General features: G+C 54.3%; 19 protein-coding genes and 1 pseudogene. 13 read left to right on the top strand and 7 right to left on the bottom strand.

Features of this window, described 5'->3' with window-relative positions; genetic code table 11:
• Positions 1–20: 20 nt before the first annotated feature.
• On the bottom strand, positions 21–446 hold the full coding sequence (gene rraB / locus AC6EMZ_RS12990) for a ribonuclease E inhibitor RraB (protein WP_498402942.1): 426 nt from the start codon (positions 444–446) through the stop codon (positions 21–23).
• Between rraB and argL the strand changes: the two genes are divergently transcribed.
• The 3 genes from argL (at position 346) to AC6EMZ_RS12975 (ending at position 2,488) form a co-directional block, all read left to right on the top strand.
• Positions 346–642, top strand: coding sequence for a putative translational regulatory protein ArgL (gene argL, locus AC6EMZ_RS12985; protein ID WP_498402941.1), 297 nt, complete (start codon positions 346–348; stop codon positions 640–642). The genes rraB and argL overlap by 101 nt on opposite strands.
• Positions 612–1,616 (top strand): ornithine carbamoyltransferase, encoded by a 1,005-nt coding sequence (gene argF, locus AC6EMZ_RS12980; protein ID WP_498402940.1) that lies wholly within the window; start codon positions 612–614, stop codon positions 1,614–1,616. Before argL ends, argF (AC6EMZ_RS12980) begins: the two co-directional genes overlap by 31 nt.
• 113 nt (positions 1,617–1,729) lie before the next feature.
• On the top strand, positions 1,730–2,488 hold the full coding sequence (locus AC6EMZ_RS12975; RefSeq protein WP_498402939.1) for an IclR family transcriptional regulator: 759 nt from the start codon (positions 1,730–1,732) through the stop codon (positions 2,486–2,488).
• A gap of 4 nt (positions 2,489–2,492) precedes the next feature.
• Here the strand turns inward: AC6EMZ_RS12975 and AC6EMZ_RS12970 are convergent, their stop codons facing one another.
• The 5 genes from AC6EMZ_RS12970 to AC6EMZ_RS12950 all read right to left on the bottom strand — a co-directional run bounded on the left by AC6EMZ_RS12970 (position 2,493) and on the right by AC6EMZ_RS12950 (position 9,399).
• Positions 2,493–4,112: a glycoside hydrolase family 43 protein gene (locus AC6EMZ_RS12970; protein WP_498402938.1), complete on the bottom strand. Its 1,620-nt coding sequence runs from the start codon at positions 4,110–4,112 to the stop codon at positions 2,493–2,495.
• A 12-nt stretch (positions 4,113–4,124) separates the two neighbouring features.
• Complete coding sequence (locus AC6EMZ_RS12965; protein WP_498402937.1) at positions 4,125–5,504, bottom strand: MFS transporter; 1,380 nt, start codon at positions 5,502–5,504, stop codon at positions 4,125–4,127.
• Between the two features lie 353 nt (positions 5,505–5,857).
• Positions 5,858–7,825, bottom strand: a complete 1,968-nt coding sequence (locus tag AC6EMZ_RS12960; protein ID WP_498402936.1) for a YjhG/YagF family D-xylonate dehydratase — start codon at positions 7,823–7,825, stop codon at positions 5,858–5,860.
• Between the two features lie 14 nt (positions 7,826–7,839).
• Positions 7,840–8,748: a dihydrodipicolinate synthase family protein gene (locus AC6EMZ_RS12955; RefSeq protein ID WP_498402935.1), complete on the bottom strand. Its 909-nt coding sequence runs from the start codon at positions 8,746–8,748 to the stop codon at positions 7,840–7,842.
• A 198-nt stretch (positions 8,749–8,946) separates the two neighbouring features.
• The gene (locus tag AC6EMZ_RS12950) at positions 8,947–9,399 is read right to left on the bottom strand and encodes a YhcH/YjgK/YiaL family protein (protein WP_498402934.1); all 453 of its coding nucleotides are present in this window, start codon (positions 9,397–9,399) and stop codon (positions 8,947–8,949) included.
• A gap of 675 nt (positions 9,400–10,074) precedes the next feature.
• Here AC6EMZ_RS12950 and arcA point away from each other — a divergent pair.
• The 5 genes from arcA (at position 10,075) to AC6EMZ_RS12925 (ending at position 15,307) form a co-directional block, all read left to right on the top strand.
• Positions 10,075–11,295 (top strand): arginine deiminase, encoded by a 1,221-nt coding sequence (gene arcA / locus AC6EMZ_RS12945; RefSeq protein ID WP_498402933.1) that lies wholly within the window; start codon positions 10,075–10,077, stop codon positions 11,293–11,295.
• A 10-nt stretch (positions 11,296–11,305) separates the two neighbouring features.
• A complete protein-coding gene (locus tag AC6EMZ_RS12940; RefSeq protein WP_498402932.1) occupies positions 11,306–12,217 on the top strand; it encodes a carbamate kinase in 912 nt (303 codons plus the stop codon).
• A 69-nt stretch (positions 12,218–12,286) separates the two neighbouring features.
• Positions 12,287–13,291 carry an ornithine carbamoyltransferase gene (argF, locus tag AC6EMZ_RS12935; protein WP_498402930.1) on the top strand — a complete coding sequence of 335 codons (1,005 nt, stop codon included), beginning with the start codon at positions 12,287–12,289 and terminating at the stop codon, positions 13,289–13,291.
• A gap of 48 nt (positions 13,292–13,339) precedes the next feature.
• Positions 13,340–14,743, top strand: a complete 1,404-nt coding sequence (locus AC6EMZ_RS12930; RefSeq protein ID WP_498402929.1) for a YfcC family protein — start codon at positions 13,340–13,342, stop codon at positions 14,741–14,743.
• An 84-nt stretch (positions 14,744–14,827) separates the two neighbouring features.
• Entirely contained in the window at positions 14,828–15,307 is a 480-nt protein-coding gene (locus tag AC6EMZ_RS12925) for an arginine repressor (protein WP_498403266.1), read from the top strand.
• A 3-nt stretch (positions 15,308–15,310) separates the two neighbouring features.
• Here the strand turns inward: AC6EMZ_RS12925 and AC6EMZ_RS12920 are convergent.
• Positions 15,311–15,428 (bottom strand): annotated as a pseudogene (locus AC6EMZ_RS12920) (hypothetical protein).
• Here AC6EMZ_RS12920 and AC6EMZ_RS12915 point away from each other — a divergent pair.
• The 5 genes from AC6EMZ_RS12915 (at position 15,408) to gbpA (ending at position 19,009) form a co-directional block, all read left to right on the top strand.
• Positions 15,408–15,512 (top strand): pyrBI operon leader peptide, encoded by a 105-nt coding sequence (locus tag AC6EMZ_RS12915; RefSeq protein WP_095280562.1) that lies wholly within the window; start codon positions 15,408–15,410, stop codon positions 15,510–15,512. The pseudogene AC6EMZ_RS12920 and the gene AC6EMZ_RS12915 sit on opposite strands and share 21 nt — an antisense overlap.
• 34 nt (positions 15,513–15,546) lie before the next feature.
• On the top strand, positions 15,547–16,479 hold the full coding sequence (gene pyrB, locus AC6EMZ_RS12910; RefSeq protein WP_498402928.1) for an aspartate carbamoyltransferase: 933 nt from the start codon (positions 15,547–15,549) through the stop codon (positions 16,477–16,479).
• Positions 16,480–16,490: 11 nt separating this feature from the next.
• A complete protein-coding gene (pyrI, locus tag AC6EMZ_RS12905) occupies positions 16,491–16,952 on the top strand; it encodes an aspartate carbamoyltransferase regulatory subunit (protein ID WP_498402927.1) in 462 nt (153 codons plus the stop codon).
• A gap of 74 nt (positions 16,953–17,026) precedes the next feature.
• Positions 17,027–17,413 carry a 2-iminobutanoate/2-iminopropanoate deaminase gene (gene ridA / locus AC6EMZ_RS12900; protein ID WP_498402926.1) on the top strand — a complete coding sequence of 129 codons (387 nt, stop codon included), beginning with the start codon at positions 17,027–17,029 and terminating at the stop codon, positions 17,411–17,413.
• 144 nt (positions 17,414–17,557) lie between these two features.
• Positions 17,558–19,009 carry an N-acetylglucosamine-binding protein GbpA gene (gbpA, locus tag AC6EMZ_RS12895; protein WP_498402925.1) on the top strand — a complete coding sequence of 484 codons (1,452 nt, stop codon included), beginning with the start codon at positions 17,558–17,560 and terminating at the stop codon, positions 19,007–19,009.
• The last annotated feature ends 6 nt before the right edge of the window (positions 19,010–19,015 follow it).

Here is a 19,015-nt window from a genome sequence, read left to right as displayed (position 1 = left end):
AGCGCCACCGCCTGAAACGCTTAGTGACGCACGCCGTCGTCATCTTCGTCGACGATATCTTCATCTTCTTCGTCGTCGCCGTCTTCACCGTTCGGATCTTCGAAATAGGTGCCCCAGCCGTCGTATTCCACTTCAAACTTCTCGGCCAGGTCCATCAGCTGTTCAACCTGCGTGTCGATAAGCTCAGCCTTCAGCGCGCCTTCGCTCAGGATGTCGCAGCAGATGACGGTTTCGCCCTCTTCCACTTCCAGCTCTTCCGGCTCGGTCACTTCGTAACCCATCTTGAACGCTTCTACCGCCAGCTTTTCCAGCGATTCAAAGTCATCCGCAGAGAAATGGTGCTCGATGGTGTACAGCGCGTCAGGATCGCTACCGTCATCCAGCAGCTCTTCAATGATCAGGCGCGTCTCTTCGCGTTGCTCTTCCAGCAGTTCTGGGTTTGCCATGGCTCGTTCCTCTTTAAAGTTCGGCAGATACTTCTATTTTCACACACGGATGTGTTTGCCTCCACCTAATGTAAGAAAGATTTATGAAACAGGGTTGCAAATGAATATTCATACATATAAAGTGAATTTTAATTCAATAAGTGGCCTTTGCCATGTGAGGATAAAATGTCTGAACTGTATAAAAAACACTTCCTGAAACTGCTCGACTTTACCCCTGCACAAGTCAACGCTCTGCTGTCCCTTGCCGCCAAACTAAAAGCGGATAAGAAAAATGGTAAGGAAGTACAAACGCTTACTGGCAAAAATATCGCGCTCATCTTCGAAAAAGACTCGACCCGTACACGATGCTCTTTCGAAGTTGCCGCATTTGACCAGGGCGCTCGCGTCACTTATCTCGGGCCAAGCGGCAGCCAGATTGGGCATAAAGAGTCAATTAAGGACACCGCGCGCGTGCTCGGGCGCATGTACGACGGCATTCAGTATCGTGGCCACGGTCAGGAAGTGGTCGAAACGCTGGCGGAATACGCAGGCGTGCCGGTCTGGAACGGGCTGACTAACGAGTTCCACCCGACTCAACTGCTGGCGGATCTGCTGACCATGCAGGAACATCTGCCGGGCAAATCGTTTACAGAGATGACGCTGGTCTATGCAGGCGATGCGCGTAATAACATGGGCAACTCCATGCTCGAAGCGGCGGCGCTGGTCGGGTTAGATCTGCGTCTGGTGGCACCAAAAGCCTGCTGGCCGGAAGAGAGTCTGGTCGCAGAGTGTAGCGCGCTGGCGCTTCAGAACGGCGGGAAAATTACCCTGACCGAAGATATCGCTGCGGGCGTGAAAGGCGCGGACTTCATCTATACCGACGTGTGGGTGTCGATGGGCGAGCCAAAGGAGAAATGGGAGGAGCGTATTGCGCTGCTGCGCGATTATCAGGTCAACGGCCAGATGATGGCTCTGACCGGCAATCCGGACGTGAAGTTCCTGCACTGTCTGCCCGCGTTCCACGACGATCAAACCGCACTCGGCAAGCAAATGGCGAAAGCATTCGGCCTGCACGGTGGAATGGAAGTGACGGATAAGGTGTTTGAGTCCGCGGCGAGCATTGTGTTTGACCAGGCAGAAAACCGGATGCATACGATTAAAGCGGTCATGGTGGCGACGCTCGGGGAGTAAATCTGCCCTCACCTCGGCCCTCTCGTACACAGAGAGGGCGAAGCAGTCGATTGATTTTTCAGCGTAAAAAGGGTACGTTTTCGCCTTAACTTCAGCGTGGACAAACCGCCATTATGCCTATCATTCAGTCTGTTGAACGTGCATTGCAGATCCTGGACCTGTTTAACGAGCAGGCCACGGAGCTTAAGATCACCGACATCAGCAAACTGATGGGGCTGAGTAAAAGTACCCTCCATTCACTCCTCAAAACGCTACAGCTTCACGGCTATATCGATCAGAACCCAGAAAACGGTAAATATCGCCTCGGCATGAAGCTGGTCGAACGCGGCCATTTTGTGGTGGGCTCGATAGACATTCGCCAGAAGGCCAAAAGCTGGCTGACCGCGCTATCCCGCGATACCGGGCAAACCACCCATCTGGGTATTCTTGACGGACGGGAAGGCGTTTACATCGAGAAGATCGAAGGGAAGCTCGCCGCGATTGCCTATTCACGCATTGGCCGCCGTCTGCCAGTGCATGCTACCGCTATCGGTAAGGTGCTGATCGCCTGGCTGGATGACGCAGAATTAAACCCGCTGCTTAAGGGGTATCAGTACACCACGTTCACTCCCGCGACCATTACCTCACGCCAGGATCTGCTGGCTGCGCTGGCGCAAACGCGCGCACAAGGTTACGCGCTAGATAGCGAAGAGAACGAACAAGGCGTGCGCTGCGTGTCAGTGCCGGTGTGGAATCATGAATCTCGTGTCATTGCCGCCCTAAGCCTGTCAACGCTCACCTCCCGTGTGGACGATGACGAACTGACTCGTTTTCGGCTTCAACTGGAAGAGGCCGGGCTTCAGCTCTCAAGAGCGCTGGGCTACCCGGCCTGAGGCGTTACTCTTCTACCGGCTCGTAGCTGAAGTAATCAAAATCAGCGTAGCAGCCGTCACCGCTGATGTCCTCGCAGTGGAGGCCCACAAACGCCCCGGTAAAGAACCCGCGCCCGCCAATATAATCATCTGACAATTTCCACGCCTCGTAAGTGACAGGCACAGTTTGCCAGTGCTCACCATCAAACGAGTAGCTGTAGCGATAGACCAGTCGATCGACATCCACGCGAAGCCACACGCTTTGTGCATCATCCGGAACGGGAATGGGCTGCTCGTGAAGCGGCCACGACGGAACGTTATGGTCTAGCTGGATCACCTTTAGCGTTCGCCCCTGTCCTTCCTCGTAATCAACAAAACAGTAACTCCAGTTTTTAGTGTTGTAGTAGCAGGTTATCCCCGCGCTCTGCTGGAAGTGTTGCGGAGCAAACTCCATACGCGTTTCCGCGCGGAAGGCAAAATGTTGCCAGCGCCGCGCCACGGTAGACTGCGTAAACGTCGAGTTAAGCGAATCGTTGCCGTGCAGGCGCAAAAAACCGGGCCGCGCGCTCAGGGAGCCGAGAGTGCTGTCAAAAGGAATGCGCAACGTCTGGAGTTCAGGGTCGAGCGTGTCGGCGTTAAAGTCGTCACGCCAGTTGGGTTGCGGGACGGTAAGACTCTGCGTCATTTGCGGGCCCGGTACGGTCAACTGCGCATGCTTGCCGCCTTCAACATAGGGCCATCCGTCGCGCCAGATGATGCGCGCAATGCCGGTTTCGCGTCCTAACGAGCAGTAGCCACGCCCGCCGGAGGCGAGCAGTGGAATACCGGGCAAACGCTGCGGGCGGCTGGTGAGATACGCCATGTACCATTCGCCGGTGTGCGTTTCCAGCAATGACCCATGCCCGCTCTTTTGCAGTGGATTTTCAGGCAGATGCCAGCTGGTCATCATCGTCACGTCAGGGTGCAGTTCATATGGGCCTTCCAGCGTTTTTGCCCGCAGCACGACCACAGCGTGTTCATAGCTGGTGCCGCCCTCCGCCACCAGCATATAGTACCAGCCGTCTTTGCGATAAATATGCGCCCCTTCGGTGTAGCACAGCGGCGTACCGGTAAAGAGGGTTTTACGTTCCGGCGAGAGCCGCTGCGTCTGCGGGAAGTACTCCTGCATGACGATGGTATTGTGCGGATTGCTGTGGTGCCGCGGTCCCCACGGACGATAAATATAATATTTGCGGCCATCATCGTCGTGGAACAGCGACGGATCGAACCCGCCATTGCCCATCGGAATCGGCTCGCTCCACGGGCCTTCAATTGACGGTGCGGTCACTAAAAAGTTGCGGCCATTTTTCCACGGCGAATCGACAATTTTGACGTCGGTGTAGAGCAGCCAGAACTGCCCGTCAGCGAAGCTCAGGCACGGTGCCCAGATACCGCCAGAGTCCGGATTGCCTTTCATATCCAACATCGATACCCGATCCAGCGGCGTACTCACCAGCGACCAGTTTTTCAAATCGCGGGAGTGATAAATGCGCACGCCCGGAAACCACTCAAAGGTGGACGTAGCGATGTAGTAATCTTCGCCCTGACGGCACATCGAAGGGTCCGGGTTAAATCCGGTCAGAATCGGGTTGTTCAGAGTGTACATATTGCCTCCTTCTTAATGAGATGCCGCCGTCGCCGCAGCGGGAATATCCTCGCCCTGCGCCGCGCGATGCTTGATCAACTGCTGGCTTATCGCTTCCACGCGCGCATCGGACAGCTTATACAGTGAGAGCATGATGAACATGCCGACATAGAGCACCACCGGCACCACACAGAACAGAATCTTGATGATGCTTAAGACTTCAACCGGCTGCACGCTACTGCTGGCAGAGTAGTTCACCCATGCCAGAATCCAGCCCACCACCGCGCCACCAATCGCCAGGCCAATTTTCAGGCTGAAGAGATAGGTCGAAAACACCAGCCCGTCCAGGCGGCGTCCACTGCGACTCTCTTCGTAGTCGACCACGTCGGAGGCCATCAGCCATTGCAGCGGCGTGGTGGTGTTAAAGACGAAGAGGAACACGATGTTGAGGGCAAAAATCAGGGCGATATTTTCGGCCGGGGTGAAGAAAATCAGCAGGCTAATCAGCGAATAAGCCACGATAATCCACTTAAACGCCTTCACGCGGTCAAAGCGGCCCAACAGTCGGGAGGAGCAAAGCGATCCAAACATGGTGGCAATGCTGCCGTAGAGCAGGAACTGCGTCGCCATTTCAGGATGATCCATCACGTATTTAACGAAATAGAGCGTGGCCCCACCGCGCACCACGTTGGAACAGGTCGCCATCATTTTGAACGCGCACATGATGCGCCATTGGGTATTACCGAACAGCAGCTTGAGATCTTTCGATACCGATGAACCCGGCTGAACCTCAAAGGTATAGCGCTCTTTGGTCGTAAAGAAACAAACATACAGCAACACCACGCCACTCACCCCCAGCACGCACATCGCGCCAAAGTAGCCCAACTGTTCGTTACCTTTACCAATGATACCCACCAGCGGCAGAGCCACTCCGCTTATTGCCAGCGATCCTGCCGCTGCCAGGAAAAAGCGCCAGGACTGAAGGGCATGACGCTCTTTAGGATCGGCGGTGATCACACCTGGCATGGCGCAATAGGGCACGTTAACGAAGGTGTAGACCAGCGTCAGTAGAATGTAGGTCACGCAGGCGTAGATGATTTTGCCCTGCGCAGAAAAATCCGGCGTGTAGAAGGTGAGCATACACACGATGCCAAATGGAATAGCCCCCCACAGCAGGAACGGGCGGAATTGTCCGTGACGCGTGCGGGTGCGGTCGACTAACAGCCCCATTAACGGATCGGTGACCGCATCCAGCACGCGCGACACCAGGAACAGCGTGCCCATGATGCCTGCGGATAAGCCAAAGACATCGGTATAGAAATAGGCGAGCAGGAACATCGTCGCCTGCCAGACGAAGCCGCAGGCGGTATCACCCAGCCCGTAGCCAATCTTATCTTTCATGGTTAATTGCATTTTGACCCCCAACGCAGAGAGTGGAACAGTGCAAACGTCAGGGACCTGGTCCAGGCCAATACTTCACCTGGTGCATCGTCAGGAATACACCCTTTTTTCGTGTGCTGATTTCACATTTTCGTGTTAATAAAGTGTAATGAGATGATCGTTTTATCGGCAATGGTCATTTCTTGTTTATGAATTATGATATTTTGCTTTTGTGATAAATGTCGTTATAAACATGAAAATGAAAAATATTTTTATGTTTTATTTTAATGAGTTATGAAAATAATAATTTCCATTAATCGCTATATTACGGGCGTAGAAAAATCGTCCGCGAAATAATTTACGCAGACGATTTAATATTTTAATAATTACAGTCCGAGCGCTTTTTTACCGGCGTTAATAACCTCGATAATTTTATCCGTGTCGTAAATACACCCTTTCCAGGTGCCTCCACTCACCGACTGTAATGCCGCCCACAGGCGGGTGTCGTCGGGCAAAAAATCATGAGCGTGCAGTTCCGGATGCGGCTGACGAAGCGCCAGTTCCGCTGCGCCCTCGTCAGGCGTCAGCGGCGCATGTCGCGTGCCGATAAAGTTCACGCTGCCGGTCAGGGAGAGACGGTCAACAACAATCTCGATGATGTCATCATCGCGAAGCTTGCCAATCGGCCCTCCGGCCAGCGCTTCTGGCGCTACGTGGCCGAAACATGCGCCGGTAGACACGCCGGAGAAACGCGCGTCGGTGATGAGCGATACTGATTTTCCCCACGACACATGCTTTAAGGCCGACGTCAGCTGATAGGTCTCTTCCATGCCGGTACCAGACGGCCCGCCACCGATCACCACCATAATGTCGCCCTGTTCAATCTCACCGTTTTTGATTGCCTTAATCGCGCGGGCTTCAGAAACAAACACCCGTGCCCGGCCAGTATGCCGATACACACCATCCTCACTGACCACCGACGGATCGATTGCCGTGGCTTTGATCACCGAGCCTTCTGGCGCGATATTGCCAACCGGGAAAGCCACCGTCGAGGTTAACCCTCTGGCTTTGGCACGTTCCGGCGGCAGGATCACATCATCCGGATCGACACCGTCCTGATCGCGCAGGCACTGGCGGAATCGCGCACGACGCTCCGATACCTGCCACCAGTCAAGATTTTCCCCCACCGTCTGCCCGGTGACGGTCATGGCATCTTCATGCAGCAAACCGAGCTCGCGCAGATGGAGCATCACCTCTGGCACACCGCCCGCCAGGAAGGCACGCACCGTCGGGTGATAATCCGGTCCGTTTGGCAACACGCTGACCAGCCGTGGCACCTTACGATTGATACGCGTCCAGTGCTCAACGTCAGGCAACGTGCAGCCCGCTGCATGCGCGATAGCCGGAATATGCAGCAGTAAATTGGTGGAACCACCAAACGCGGCGTGGATCACCATCGCGTTTTCAATGGCTTTGTCCGTCAGGATATCGCGCGTGGTAATGCCGCGGTTATCCAGTTCGATGACCGCCCGCGCAGATTGCCGCGAGATCTCCAGCCAGACATCCTGCCCTGACGGAGCCAGCGCCGAATGCGGCAGCGCCAGACCCAGCGCCTCTGCCACCACCTGCGCCGTTCCCGCCGTTCCCAGGAACTGGCAGCCACCACCCGGCGAGGCGCAGGCGCGACAACCCAGCTCGGCGGCCTCTTGCAAAGAAAGCTCGTCATTGGCATAGCGCGCCCCGATGGTTTGCACTTTTCCGGCATCTTCACCAAAAGTGGGTGGCAGCGTGGCACCACCCGGTACCAGAATCGCCGGCAAATGATGCATGGATGCCAGCGCGATCATGGTAGCTGGCAGGCCTTTGTCGCAGGTGGCAACGCCAATCACAGCGCGGCGTGTCGGCAGGGAACGAATAAGACGTCGAAACACGATAGCCGCATCGTTGCGATACGGCAGAGAATCAAACATTCCGTGCGTTCCCTGAGAACGACCATCGCAGGGATCGCTGACAAACGCGGCAAACGGGATCCCACCGTGGCGAGTAATCTCTTTCGCCGCCGCCTGCATTTGCAGGCCAATCTCCCAGTGTCCCGTGTGGTAGCCCAGCGCGATCGGGCGGCCATCTCCTGCACGGATCCCACCCTGAGTGCCAATAATCAGCACCTCTTTCCCGGTGAGTTTATTCGCATCCCAGCCCATACCTGCATTTTGCGTCATGCCAAAAAGATTGCCGCTTGGCGACTCCATCAGCATTTGCGGGGTCAGCGGCAGCGCGCCCTGTGGCCCGGCCGCATGGGTGGTGACGGAATAAAAAGCATCGCTCTGCGGCGTAAAAATCGTTTCTATTGGCATCGTATTCGTGCGCCTCAGCAGAGCTTGAGCTGTTGTAACAGCGATTTAAGCTGCGTTTTGCGAGCCTCATCCAGCGGCCCGGCAGGCGGCAACACGTGCGTGGAAATCGGTCGTCCGCACAGCACAATCGCTTCTTTAATGACGTTCACAAACGGCGTATCCAGTTGATACATCTGCGGGATTTGCAGCAGGGTCTGGTGATAATGTGCAGCCTGAGCCAAATCGCCATCGCGAAACGCCTGGCGCAATTTTACCGATACCTGCGGGGCAAAATTGCCGCTGGCTGAAATCGCGCCATCGCCCCCTAACAGCAAAGTATTAAACAGATGATCGTCGTAACCGCACAGCACGGTGAAGTGCGGATGTGCTGATTTCACCGTCAGGATCATACTGCGCAGATGGGCTACGGAATCGATGGTGTCTTTGATACCCACGATATTGCGGCGAGAATCCGCCAGCGTTTTCACCAGCGTCGGCGTCAGGTCCTGGCCGGTAAGTGCGGGGAAGTTATACAGGATCACCGGCAGCTTCACGCTGTCGGCCACCTGCTGGAAATAGTGAATCAGGTTTTGTTCGGACACTTTCCAGTAGTACGGGTTAATGACAACGATCCCGTCCGCCCCGGCTTGCTGGGCATGCTGGCTGAGTTCGATGGTTTCCCGGGCGTTGGTGCCGCCAGTGCCAATCAAGACCGGCACACGACGATCCACGTGATCAATAGCAAAACGGGCGATCGCTTTACGCTCTTCGGCGTTTAGCTGCGAGAACTCTCCCCCGCTGCCTAAAAAGAACAGGCCATCTACGCCTGCGCCAATCATGTCGTCTATAAGCGCGGCGGTACCCTGTTTATCAAACTGCCCATCGGCAGAGAAGATGGTGGAGACAGGCGGAATAATCCCCGAAAACTGCACGTTCTGCTGCATGAGATCTCCTTGCTGAATCATTTTGTTCTACATTATAGAACAGCGTTCATTAATTTAACTCTCATACTATGACGTGATTAAGGAAGAGGTAAACCGGGAAAGTGCAGGAAGAGGTGAAATTTTAGACTGGATCACGAAATGATGTAACAACGCGGTAACGTTCCAGGCCCGGCGGTCATAGCACGCCGGGCCAAAAAATTAGCCCACCAGCATCTTCACAACCACTTTCCGGACCTGCGCGGCACTCCCCACGGCGCACAGCGGCTTATGGACTTCACCCGGATAGAACACCACAAAATCGCCTTCGCTGAGCACCACGGTTTTTTCCTGCTCGCCTTCCGGCAGGAACGCAATGTCTTTATCCGCCAGCCAGTCGGTATCCGGCGTGCCGTGCGGCAAGGTGCTAAAGGTCATTCCTTCCTGGCCTTTCAGCACGATCTGGATGTCCAGGTAACGAGCATGGTACTCGGCGCGGCGTTCAGCAAACGGCTGAGTCATGTCCTCGGATACCAGGTAAAAAAGGTTGTTGCCGTCAATATCGTGTTTGCCGAGCGTCGTCGCGTCGGTGACGTGCGCTTTAACGTGTTCGATTGCCTGACGCAATTCTTCTGGCAGCCAGGATTGCAGGTGGTGGATGTTGCCAACGATCATGATTAAACCCTCAATATAAAACGATGTTTCATTTTATCTTTTATACGAGGATTTCTACTGCCATACCACTCTTTTTTGAGCAAGACTTGCGTCAGCGCATGATTATCGGGAAATGTGTTAATTGCCTGTTAATAGCGCTCCGGCATTTATGCAACGGTTATGCATAAAGCGGGTTTGACAAGGTAAGCGTCTTTTTTTAATGCACTGATAAAACTAATATTAATAAAAAACCCGCGCCCCCGTCACACTTTATCATCTCGGTTATTTTCATTTATTCTGGATAGTTATTTTTTAATTTAGCTTTGAACAACAATAGTTAATTCTGATTTATGCATATTCATGCTTATCAATTTAAATTATTCATATAATTCATAATGTTATCTATATGTATCAGCCTATCACAATCAACAAATCAATAACAACTACAAATATACCCAGCCAAATATGCTTAGTCATTCATACTGCAATAATGACTAATTAATCATTATCTGATGCGAGTCATGCAATAGAAAACAAACCTGCTAATAGCCGATCCGGCGTGAGCAATATCACATTATCAAATTTTAAGCCGCCTACTATGAGCCCTGAAATCAATTGAGCTTAGAGGGCTATGAAATAAATCCCGATTCATAGCACAGCCCTTTTTATTCTGAAAAAACAGTTAAAGGAATAATTATGGAAAAGCATTACGTCGGTTCTGAAATTGGTCAATTGCGTAGCGTTATGCTGCATCGCCCAAATTTAAGTCTAAAACGTTTAACGCCGTCGAACTGTCAGGAGTTGTTATTCGATGATGTGTTATCGGTAGAGCGCGCGGGTGAAGAGCATGACATTTTCGCAAACACGCTGCGCGAGCAGGGTGTGGAAGTCCTGCTGTTGACCGACTTACTCACACAAACCCTTGATATTGCAGACGCCAAAGCCTGGCTACTGGAAACACAAATCTCCGATTATCGCCTCGGGCCTGCGTTCGCCAACGACGTGCGCGGCTGGCTGGCAGATATGCCGCATCGTGAACTGGCGCGGCGTTTGAGTGGTGGATTAACCTACGGCGAAATCCCTGCGTTTATTAAAAATATGGTTGTCGATACCCACACGGCGAATGATTTTATTATGAAGCCGTTGCCCAACCATTTATTTACGCGCGACACCTCCTGCTGGATTTATAACGGCGTGTCGATTAACCCGATGGCCAAAGCGGCCCGTCAGCGCGAAACAAATAACCTCCGCGCCATATATCGCTGGCACCCGGCGTTTGCCGACGGTGATTTTATTAAGTATTTCGGCGATGAGAATATTAATTACGATCACGCCACATTAGAAGGCGGTGACGTATTAGTGATTGGTCGCGGTGCGGTATTAATTGGCATGTCAGAACGCACGACGCCACAAGGCGTGGAATTCCTCGCCAACAGCCTGTTTAAGCATCGTCAGGCCGAGCGCGTGATTGCCGTTGAGCTGCCTAAACATCGCTCCTGTATGCATCTCGATACCGTCATGACCCACATCGACGTCGATACCTTCTCGGTCTACCCGGAAGTGGTGCGCAAGGACGCCCAGTGCTGGACGCTGACCCCGGACGGACGCGGCGGCCTGCTGCGCACCCAGGAAACAGACCTGCTGCACGCCATTGAGAAAGCACTCGGCATTAATCAGGTGCGCCTGATCACCACTGGCGGCGATGCCTTCGAAGCCGAGCGTGAACAGTGGAACGACGCCAACAACGTGCTGACCATTCGCCCCGGCGTGGTGATTGGCTATGAGCGCAACATCTGGACTAACGAGAAATACGACAAAGCGGGGATCACCGTGCTACCGATTCCGGGCGACGAGCTGGGACGCGGTCGCGGCGGCGCACGCTGCATGAGCTGCCCACTGGAACGCGACGGAATTTAAAGGAGCCATCATGGAAAGAAAACCCACTCTGGTCGTCGCCCTCGGCGGCAATGCGCTGCTCAAACGCGGCGAACCGCTGGAAGCGGATATCCAGCGTCAGAATATTGAGCTGGCAGCCCACACCATCGCCGGGCTGACCGAACAATGGCGCGTGGTGCTGGTGCATGGCAACGGGCCGCAGGTCGGACTACTGGCGCTACAAAACAGTGCCTACGACAAAGTTACGCCCTATCCGCTCGACGTTCTCGGTGCCGAAAGCCAGGGGATGATCGGCTACATGCTCCAGCAAGCGCTGAAAAACAACCTGCCTCAACGCGAGGTGAGTGTGCTGCTCACTCAGGTGGAAGTGGACCCGGCAGATCCAGCTTTCAGCAACCCGACCAAATACATCGGCCCGGTGTATAGCGAGGAACAGGCCAGTGCGCTGCGAGCGGAAAAAGGCTGGGCGTTCAAGGCCGACGGCAAATATGTCCGCCGCGTAGTGCCGTCACCGCAGCCAAAACGCATCGTCGAGCGCGATGCCATTTCCGCCCTGATTGAGCGCGATCATCTGGTGATCTGCAACGGTGGTGGCGGCGTACCGGTGGTGGAAAACGCCAACGGCTATCGCGGCATTGAAGCGGTTATCGATAAAGATCTTTCCGCCGCGCTGCTGGCCCGACAGATCGAGGCCGACGCCCTGCTGATCCTGACCGATGCCGACGCGGTGTACCTCGACTGGGGCAAACCGACCCAGCGTCCGCTGGCGCAGGTAACACCGGAACTGCTGAGAGGCATGCAGTTTGACGCCGGTTCGATGGGGCCGAAAGTAGCTGCCTGCCGTGAATTTGTCGAAGCGTGCAACGGCATCGCCGGGATCGGCGCGCTGGAAGACGGGGCAGAGATTCTGGCCGGGGAGAAAGGCACGCTGATTCGTAACTAACCCCCTTACCCCTCTCCCCATAGGGGAGAGGGGTAAGGTTTTAGACACTAATTTAAAAGGATTTCCCACATGACCATCAACCTAAAAAACCGCAACTTCCTTAAACTGCTGGACTACACCCCAACAGAAATTCAGTACCTGATCGACCTCGCTATCGAACTCAAAGCCGCTAAAAAAGCCGGGCGCGAAAAGCAAACTCTGGTCGGCAAAAACATCGCGCTGATCTTCGAAAAAACCTCCACCCGCACCCGCTGCGCGTTTGAAGTGGGCGCGTTTGACCAGGGCGCACAGGTGACCTACCTCGGTCCAAGCGGATCGCAGATTGGCCATAAAGAGTCGATGAAAGACACCGCCCGCGTGCTGGGCCGCATGTATGACGGCATCGAGTATCGCGGTTACGGTCAGGAGATCGTCGAAGAACTGGGCGAGTTCGCAGGCGTTCCCGTCTGGAACGGGCTGACCAACGAATTTCACCCTACGCAAATCCTCGCGGATCTGATGACCATGCTGGAACACGCGCCAGGCAAAACCTTGCCGGAGCTGAGCTTCGCCTATCTGGGCGACGCGCGGAACAACATGGGCAACTCGCTGATGGTTGGCGCGGCAAAAATGGGCATGGATATTCGCCTGGTGGCACCCAAATCCTTCTGGCCTGAGGCCGGGCTGGTTGAACAGTGCCGCGCCATCGCCAAAGAGACCGGCGCGCGCATCACCTTAACGGATGACGTGAACGAAGGCGTGCATGGCACCGACTTCCTCTACACCGACGTCTGGGTGTCGATGGGCGAGCCGAAAGAGGCGTGGGCCGAGCGCGTGAGCCTGATGACGCCATATCAGATCAACGCCGGGGTAATGAAAGCCACCGGCAATCCGAACGTGAAGTTCATGCACTGCCTGCCAGCATTCCATAACGAGCACACCAAAGTGGGCCGTGAAATCGAAATGGCCTACGGCCTGAAAGGGCTGGAAGTGACGGAAGAGGTCTTCGAATCACCGAACGCTATCGTCTTTGACGAAGCAGAAAACCGCATGCACACCATTAAAGCGGTCATGGTGGCGACACTCGGCGACTAATCACCGCCCGGCGCGGCCTGAGGCTGCGCCGGGGTTCAGGAGAACATCATGGGCAAATTCAAGTTTCCTTCCGCTTATACCATCCTCTTTTTTCTGATTGCCGTGGTTGCCGCGCTGAGCTGGGTTGTTCCGGCCGGTCAGTACCAGATGGTGATGAATGAAACGCTCGGCAAAGAAGTCCCTATTGCCGGAACTTACGCACACGTTGCCGCACATCCGCAGGGGATCGTCTCGGTGTTGATGGCGCCGATCGCCGGGCTGTACGATCCGGTGTCGGGGCAAGCCGGTGCGATCGACGTGGCGCTATTTATTCTGATCATCGGCGGATTTCTGGGGATCGTCACCAAAACCGGTGCGATTGATGCCGGGATCGAGCGCGTCACCACGCGGCTGCGTGGTCGAGAAGAGTGGATGATCCCGATCCTGATGGCGCTGTTTGCCGCAGGCGGTACGATTTATGGTATGGCAGAAGAGTCGCTGCCGTTTTATACGCTGCTGGTGCCGGTAATGCTCGCCGCCCGCTTCGATCCGGTCGTCGCCGCCTCCACGGTGCTGCTCGGTGCAGGGATCGGCACACTCGGATCGACCATTAACCCCTTCGCTACGGTTATCGCCGCCAACGCAGCGGGCATTCCGTTTACTAATGGGATCGCCCTGCGCGTGGCCCTGCTGGCGATCGGCTGGGTCATCTGCGTGGTATGGGTGATGCGCTACGCTCGCAAAGTGCGCCAGGATCCTTCCCTGTCGATCGTGGCGGACAAGCAAGAAGAAAACCTCGCCCATTTCCTCGGCAACAAAGGCGAGCAGTCGCTGGAATTTACGCCAGTGCGCAAAATCATTCTGGTGATTTTCGCCCTCGCCTTCGCGGTGATGATCTACGGCGTGGCGGTCCTTGGATGGTGGATGGCTGAAATATCCGCCGTCTTTCTTGCCAGCGCCATTATCGTTGGCCTGATTGCGCGGATGAGTGAAGAGGAGCTGACCTCAACCTTTATCAACGGCGCGCGGGATTTGCTGGGCGTTGCGCTGATTATCGGCATCGCGCGCGGTATCGTAGTCATTATGGATAAGGGCATGATTACGCACACGATTTTGCATAGTGCGGAAGGTCTGGTGACCGGGCTGTCTTCGGTGGCGTTCATTAACGTGATGTACTGGCTGGAAGTGATGCTGTCATTTCTTGTGCCATCTTCGTCCGGCCTGGCCGTTCTGACGATGCCGATCATGGCACCGCTCGCGGATTTCGCTAACGTCAACCGCGACCTGGTCGTGACCGCGTATCAGTCGGCATCCGGGATCGTGAATCTGGTTACGCCAACTTCTGCCGTGGTGATGGGCGGGTTAGCTATCGCTCGCGTGCCTTACGTGCGCTATCTGAAATGGGTGGCACCGCTGTTGGGGATTCTGACGGTGGTGATCATGGCAGCGTTAAGCCTCGGAGCACTTATGTAACGTGCCAGGTGGCGCTGCGCTTACCCGGCTTACGGATCGGTGCAGTGCTACCGATAATTTCGGCAATTGAATATGGGAAAAACGATGATGGAATACGGAGATTACTCCCCGAAAGAACAATTACAACTGACGGTATGCCAGAGCCTGATTGCTGAAAAAAGTTATCTCTCCCAGGAAGAAATACGTCGCGATTTGCAGGACCGGGGCTTCGACAGCATCAGTCAGTCCACAGTGTCGCGGTTGCTCAAATTGCTTGGCGTCATAAAAATTAGAAATGCCAAAGGCCAAAAGATTTATTCGATGAATCCGCAGTTACGCCCCGCTCCGGATGCCGCCCGTTCCATCTCCGAAATGGTGGTCAGCGTGGAGCACAATAGCGAGTTTATCCTTATCCATACGGCCGCCGGATATGGTCGCGCGGTGGCGCGGATTCTGGATTATCACCAACTGCCCGAAATCTTAGGCGTGGTGGCGGGAAGCAGTATTGTCTGGGTCGCGCCGCGCGTGGTGAAGCGCACGGCGCTGGTGCATAAGCAAATTAATTATTTACTCAGAACGCATTAATATTCATAAAGAACCGTTTGCATTGATTAAAGTGTGCATTAATCGCTTGATCCGAAAATGGAGCTGAGTATAATCGCCGACAATTTGCCGGGAGGAAGTCATGGTCAAGCGTGTACGACATACAGTCATACCGCGTCTGAAAACAGACGCTGGCCTGCCGTTTTTCTTCCCGTTGATAACCCTATTCCCAGAGCCCCTCATATGAGGGGCTTTTTTTTGCCCGGCGTCAGGAGATAAACATGAACCCGCTTTATCAAAAACACATCATTTCCATTAACGACCTTAGCCGCGAAGAGCTGGAGCTGGTTCTGGATACCGCGGCAAAACTGAAGGCCAACCCGCAGCCCGAGCTGCTGAAGCATAAAGTGATCGCCAGCTGTTTCTTCGAAGCATCGACCCGCACACGCCTGTCGTTTGAAACCTCGATGCACCGCCTGGGCGCGAGCGTGGTCGGCTTCTCTGACAGCAGCAACACGTCGCTGGGCAAAAAAGGCGAGACGCTGGCCGACACCATTTCAGTGATCAGCACCTACGTGGATGCGATTGTGATGCGTCATCCGCAGGAAGGTGCATCGCGCCTGGCGACCGAATTCTCGGGTGGGATCCCTATCCTGAATGCCGGTGACGGGGCTAACCAGCATCCCACCCAAACCCTGCTGGATCTGTTCACCATCCAGGAGACTCAGGGCCGCCTGGAAAACTTGCACATCGCCATGGTTGGTGACCTGAAATATGGCCGCACCGTACACTCGCTGGCGCAGGCGCTGGCGAAATTCAACGGTAATCGCTTCTACTTTATCGCACCACCAGCGCTCGCCATGCCGCAGTACATCCTCGATATGCTCGATGAGAAAGGCATCGCGTGGAGCCAGCACGCCAGCATTGAAGAGGTGATGGGTGAAGTGGACATTCTGTATATGACTCGCGTGCAAAAAGAGCGTCTGGACCCGTCCGAGTACGCCAACGTGAAGGCACAGTTTATCCTGCGCGCCAGCGACCTTGAAGGCGCACGTCAAAATATGAAAGTGCTGCATCCGCTGCCACGCATCGACGAGATCGCCACCGATGTGGATAAGACGCCGCACGCCTGGTACTTCCAGCAGGCGGGTAACGGTATTTTCGCTCGCCAGGCATTGCTGGCACTGGTTCTGAATCGCGACTTAGCTCTGTAAGGGGAATGACCATGACACACGATAATAAACTCCAGGTAGAAGCCATCAAGCGTGGCACGGTGATCGACCACATCCCTGCGCAAATCGGCTTTAAGCTGCTGACCCTGTTCAAGCTGACCGAAACCGACCAACGCATCACCATTGGTCTGAACCTGCCGTCCGGCGAAATGGGCCGCAAGGACCTGATCAAAATCGAGAATACCTTCCTGACCGACGAGCAGGTTAACCAGCTGGCGCTGTACGCGCCGCATGCCACGGTGAACCGCATCGACGATTACGACGTGGTGGGTAAATCACGCCCGAACTTACCGGAACGCATCGATACCGTTCTGGTCTGCCCGAACAGTAACTGTATTAGTCATGCCGAGCCGGTATCTTCCAGTTTTGCAGTGAAAAAACGCGAGAAAGACATCGCGCTCAAATGCAAATACTGTGAAAAAGAGTTTTCTCATTATGTGGTGCTGGCCAACTAATCGAGGTTGGTAATGGATCCCGGCCTCCCTATAATGGCCGTGAACATTTTAACTGCTGTTATTCAGGAGAAAACATGACCAAAGTACTCGCGACGGAAAATGCACCAGCCGCTATCGGCCCATACGTTCAGGGCGTTGACCTTGGCAGCATGATCATCACTTCCGGTCAAATCCCGGTAAACCCAAAAACCGGTGAAGTCCCAGAAGACGTTGCCGCTCAGGCGCGCCAGTCTCTGGAAAACGTTCAGGCGATCGTTGAATCCGCTGGCCTGAAAGTGGGCGATATCGTGAAAACCACCGTGTTTGTGAAAGATCTGAACGATTTCGCGACCGTGAACGCCACCTACGAAGCGTTCTTCAACGAGCATAACGCCACCTTCCCGGCGCGCTCCTGCGTTGAAGTGGCTCGTCTGCCTAAAGACGTGAAAATTGAAATTGAAGCGATTGCCGTTCGTCGTTAATTCTTTTCAATACATTAAAGGCAGCGTGAGCTGCCTTTTTTATTTTTCGCCTTGTAATGAGGTTCATTTTCTCCGCGTTAAAAAGTGATTCTCTCCGCTCCGTAATTAGACTGTTGCCCAATCATTCCCCATTACGGACGTTAAATGAAACTGTCAAAAATTATGCTGGTAATGGTTACCGTCGCCACGGCAACCTCTGCCTTTGCGCATGGCTATATCCAGTCCCCGGCCAGCCGCGCTGAAATGTGTAAGCTGGGCCAGAATATCGATTGTGGTCTGGTGACCTATGAACCACAAAGCGTTGAGCGTGCGTCGGGGTTCCCTACCAATAGCCTGCCGCCAGACGGTCAGCTTGCCAGCGCTGGGATAGCTAACTACTCCCAGTTGGATAAGCAGAGCCTGAACGCGTGGACCAAAACCCCCATGACGGCAGGCACGCATGAGTTCGTCTGGCATCACACCGCGCCGCACAAAACCGCTAACTGGCGCTATTACATTACCAAACAAAACTGGGACCCCAATAAACCACTGTCCCGCGATCAATTCGATTTAAACCCGTTCTGCACCATTAATGGAAACGGACAAGCGCCAGCCATGACCCAGTCCATGAAATGTAACGTACCTGAACGTACCGGCTATCAGGTGATTTACGGCGTATGGGAAATTGCCGATACCGCTAATAGCTTCTATCAGGCTGTTGACGTTGATTTCGGAAATAGCGGCGGCACAACGCCCGATGAAACGCCAGCGGCAGCTTCTGAATGGATCAAAACGTTAAGCGGTCAGATTTCAGGGAACAACATTAACGCTGGCGACAAAGTGATTGCTCGCTTCTTTGATGCCAGTGGCGAAGTCGATTCGATGCGCACCGAGCTAACCGTTTCGTCTGCGGCTCAAGGCGACGCAAATCAGTGGTCCTACGATCTGGCGAAGAAAATCAACGCCACTCAGAGCGACGTTCGCGTGGGCGTAAAAGATGAAAGCGGTGAAGTGAGCCCGATTCACGGCGCAAACAGCGTCTTTGTGAAAAATGGCAGCACCCTGAAATCCGTAGCCATCTCTTATGAAGAACAGAAAGCCGTTGTCAACGAAGCCGTCACTGTCTCTAACGTCCAGTACAGCAAAGTTGAAAATGGCCAGGCCACGGTGAGCTACCACATTAACACCACGGGCGATGTGAATTTTGAAGCGCAGGTCATGAACCACAACGGCGCTGAAAAAGGTTATTTGAAGCAGGCCATGAACAATGCCAATCAGGATGTCACCATGACCCTGATTGACGTTGCCGCCGGTCATCATATGCTGAAATACTACGCCACCAACAAAGACGGTACGCTGTTTGCGCAGGACGTAGTGGATATGATGCTGGAAGGTAATTCTGCAACGGGCAACACCGGAAACTATGAATTCTCGTTCCCGGATGGGATCTCGTCTTATAAAGCCGGAACCATTGTATTGCAGCCAAAAAACGGTAAGACCTACCAATGTAAGCCTTTCCCGTACAGCGGTTTCTGTAAGCAATACAGCGAGACATCAACGCAGTATTCCCCAGGCGTAGGTACGCACTGGAAAGAAGCGTGGGTTGTTAAGAACTGAGTTGAC

Source organism: Enterobacter sp. SCRI0065 (assembly GCF_059766475.1).
Note: the sequence above shows the minus strand (reverse complement) of the source record. Positions and strands in the feature narration are given on the sequence as shown.